The 3512-nt window shown below is 61.6% G+C and carries 3 protein-coding genes; all 3 read left to right on the top strand.

Features of this window, described 5'->3' with window-relative positions:
- The first annotated feature begins 146 nt into the window (after positions 1–146).
- The 3 genes from KLP42_RS26375 to KLP42_RS27035 all read left to right on the top strand — a co-directional run bounded on the left by KLP42_RS26375 (position 147) and on the right by KLP42_RS27035 (position 3423).
- The gene (locus KLP42_RS26375; protein WP_215571136.1) at positions 147–590 is read left to right on the top strand and encodes a hypothetical protein; all 444 of its coding nucleotides are present in this window, start codon (positions 147–149) and stop codon (positions 588–590) included.
- 221 nt (positions 591–811) lie between these two features.
- Entirely contained in the window at positions 812–1651 is an 840-nt protein-coding gene (locus tag KLP42_RS26370) for a recombinase family protein (protein ID WP_215571135.1), read from the top strand.
- Positions 1652–1728: 77 nt separating this feature from the next.
- Entirely contained in the window at positions 1729–3423 is a 1695-nt protein-coding gene (locus KLP42_RS27035; RefSeq protein WP_252193286.1) for a recombinase family protein, read from the top strand.
- The last annotated feature ends 89 nt before the right edge of the window (positions 3424–3512 follow it).

Genomic DNA, 3512 nt, shown 5'->3' with positions numbered 1-3512 from the left:
TGATGACAGCCGCCCCGCAAGGGGCGGGAATGCCGCTATCAAAACAGTTCAAAGATCACCGCCGAAAGCGGCGGTAGGCTCAGACTGGACCGTCAACGGAGAAAATCGGGGTAAATCGAGGCGTCCATCTGAAGAGCCGTACCGGCGTGGAGCGCGACCATCCCAGCGTCGTGTTTCTCAGCACGCACGCCGTCGCTGTGAGCGGCGGCGTCTTCTGCGATGTTCTCAGCCGCGGTGTCGTCATCGATATCGACGACGCAAAAGGCCGTCGCAAGAAGGTCAGTCGTGTTCTCGTTCTGACCAAGCGGATCGCGCCCTCGAAGATCGCCTCCAGAACGCCGGCGCCCAAGAAGGGTGCGAGTTCCAAGCTCGACCGGCTCTTCCACGAGGCGATCAAGGCCGAGACCAACGCGGCGCGCGTGAAGATCACGCCGCACGAGGTGTTTGTAATTCGGCCCAATGAGACGGGTTGGTATTGGCTGGGCAGCCGCGAGAACGTCGAGGATCAGATCCTGATGCCGCGTTCGGACAACCGTCTTGCCGGCAACACCGACGCGGCCGCCGCCTATCGCGCGGCGATGGGGCACTAGCGACCTCCGCGCGGCGAGCGTGATCGCGGCAATTATTGCCGCGCAAGACCATCTCGCCCCCAGTCCTCGATACGCTTCGACACGCAAGGGCAGCTCGCTCGACGCTGCCCCCATCACGCACCACCGCCAGGACATGATGACCTGGCGGCTGGCGCGGGCTCCCAAGCGATCCGCGCCAGGCTACGATAATCCAAAATCACCCCGAACACCAAGAGAGTACCATGCCGAAGAAAGTACTGGCTTACCTCCGCGATCCCCGCAGCACGCTGAACACCGCCTGCGCCGACCCGCAGCTCTTCCATGTGAAGGCCTTCATCAAGAAGAACGGCTGGAACCTGGAACTGACCTGCCTTGACGAAGACATCGGCGAAGTCGTGTTCACCGCACAACCCGGCGTCCACAAGCTCCTCGAAGAGGCCGATATCGGATCGATCGATATCGTCCTGTGTCATACGCTGGACCGCTTGTGCTCGCGTTTTGCCGTCGCGGAACGGCTGCTGCATGATCTCGACACGAAAGGCGTCGAGGTCTGGGCTGCCGATCCCGGTGTCCGGATCAAGGCCGCCGATCTCTTCGATTACTACTACAACGACCCCGACGGAACGCTCGGACGCGTTCGCCGTCGTTCGCCGATGCCCGATGACCTCTATGAGGCCGAGCATCTTGTGCCCCTGCCCTACGGCTACCGCTACACCGGAGCCTACAATGCCGATGGGACGTATATTTTCGGGTTCAGGGCTCTCGAACACGAGACCGCCGCAGTCGTCGTGCGGATTTTCCAGATGTATGCCGACGGAATGTCGCCGGCAAAAATCGCCGACGCCCTGAACGCCGAGAGCATTCCCAGCCCCCATGGCAGGATGTGGCGGGACGCCACCATCCGCGGCGGCCGCAATCGGCGAACCGGGATCCTCAATGACGAGATCTATATCGGCCGGTCCTGGGTACCGGGCCGTGAGTACGATTTCTCTCCTGCCTTGCGGATCGTCAGCGATGAACTGTGGAGGCGCGTGAAGCGTCGCCAGGATTTCGCCTGCCGGCGTGCCGGAGCATCGACGTAACGCCTTCAGCAATACATCACACTGGCGGCGCTGCCGGCAGTGTTCCCCATGACATTGTTAGAGATGGAATTCAGACCATGACCAAGACCGTTCTGTTTTACGCCCGTTACTCCACCGACCGCCAGCACGAGGTCTCGATCGAAACGCAGATCGAGCTTGGCGAAGCCTTCGTCAAGGCTCGTGGCTGGAATCTGGTCGCGACGTATTCCGATGCCGCGATCAGCGGTACGAGTTACCAACTGCGTCCCGGCATCCAGGGCCTCATGGGGCATGTGAAGCGCGAGCGGATCGACATCGTGCTTTGCGTCACGGTCGACCGCCTGTCGCGCGACATCGAGCACAGCGCAAAGATCCTCAAGGAACTGCGCTATCGCGACGTCGACATCTGGACCGTCCACGCCGGCGCGCCGGTCACCGATCTGGAGCTGGCGCTTCGTGCAGCACTCAGCCATGAACTGGTCGAGCAGATCCGCTACCGCACCCGTGAGGGCATGAAGACTGCAGTAAAGAAGGGCAAGGCGTCCACCTGCCTCGCCTACGGTTACCGACTCTCCCAGCAGCGTGATGCTAGCGGCGACCGGATCAAGGGCCTGCGCGAGATCGACCTTGAGAAGGCAGAGATCGTGCGACGCATCTACCAACTCTATGCCGACGGCATGTCACCACGCGACATCGCACAGCTCCTCAACAGGGAAGGCATCCCCGGCCCCCGTGGCCGCAAATGGCGTGACACCGCGATCCGCGGTCATGTCGGCCGTGGCACCGGCATCCTGAACAACGAGAGCTATATCGGCCGGATGGTCTGGAACCGGCGTCAGTACCGCAAGAACCCGCAGACGGAGAAGCGCACGGCCCGCGCCAACCATAACTCGGATTGGGTCGTGACGGACGTTCCGGAGATGCGCATCGTTACCGATGAGTTGTGGGGCCGCGTCAAGGACCGGCAGAAGGAGATTGGGGAACTGTTCGATTTCGGGCAGAGCAACCGGCTCAATGCAACGCACCGGCCGGAATATCTTCTGAGCCACCTTCTCGAATGCGAGGAGTGTGGCGGTCCCTACGCGATTTCCGGCAAGGACCGTTATAGCTGCACCAACCGCAAGAAGCGCCTGCCGATCGACGAACTCGGTGGCGCGTGCTGTGGCAACAGCAAGACCATTACCCGCCAGGAACTTGAGAGCCGCGTACTCGAATGCCTGCCGGCGGCCTTCTTTGCCGAGGGCATGTTCGACATGCTATCCGAACAGAGTATCGCCTATGAGACGGCAAAACTCACACGGCCGGCCGCGGAGCGCGACCAGATGAAGCGCAAGCTGTCCGAAGTCGAGGGCAAGCAGCGGAACATCATCCAGCAGATCAGCGACCGTGCGGCCGAAGGTCGCCCTCGCCTGCCGGCGCTCGACGACACGCTCGACCGGCTGGAGGCAGAACGGCAGACGCTGGAGACGGAGATCGCCAGTTTCACGGAAAGCGGCCCTGATATGATCGCCAAAATCGAGGAACTGCGCCGCCGGCATAATCCGGAAGAAACAGAGATGGCCATGCGGCAGTTCATGTTGATGGCCCGCAGGGGCAAGAACGAGGAAGCCAAACGCATGCTGATGCCGATCGTGCGGCAGCTCGTTCAGAAAGTCGTCGTCGGCAAGACACCGGGCCACCAGCCGGCAAGCCTGCAGGTGCATGGATTGATCGCGTCGATCCTCGCGCAGATGGACGTGCTCGACTACATGAAGAGTAAGCATACGGTGATTACCGCAGGGCTCAATCGTTGAACCCTATGGATGTGGCGACGCGGAAGCCACCGATCTGCGCACGAAGTACACCAATGCGGTCGCTGCTAGGGTTCCGAATACGACCGTGG

This window comes from Rhizobium sp. CSW-27, assembly GCF_018760785.1.
In the GTDB taxonomy this organism is placed as follows: domain Bacteria; phylum Pseudomonadota; class Alphaproteobacteria; order Rhizobiales; family Rhizobiaceae; genus Neorhizobium.
This window is presented reverse-complemented; position numbering and strand designations above follow the sequence as displayed.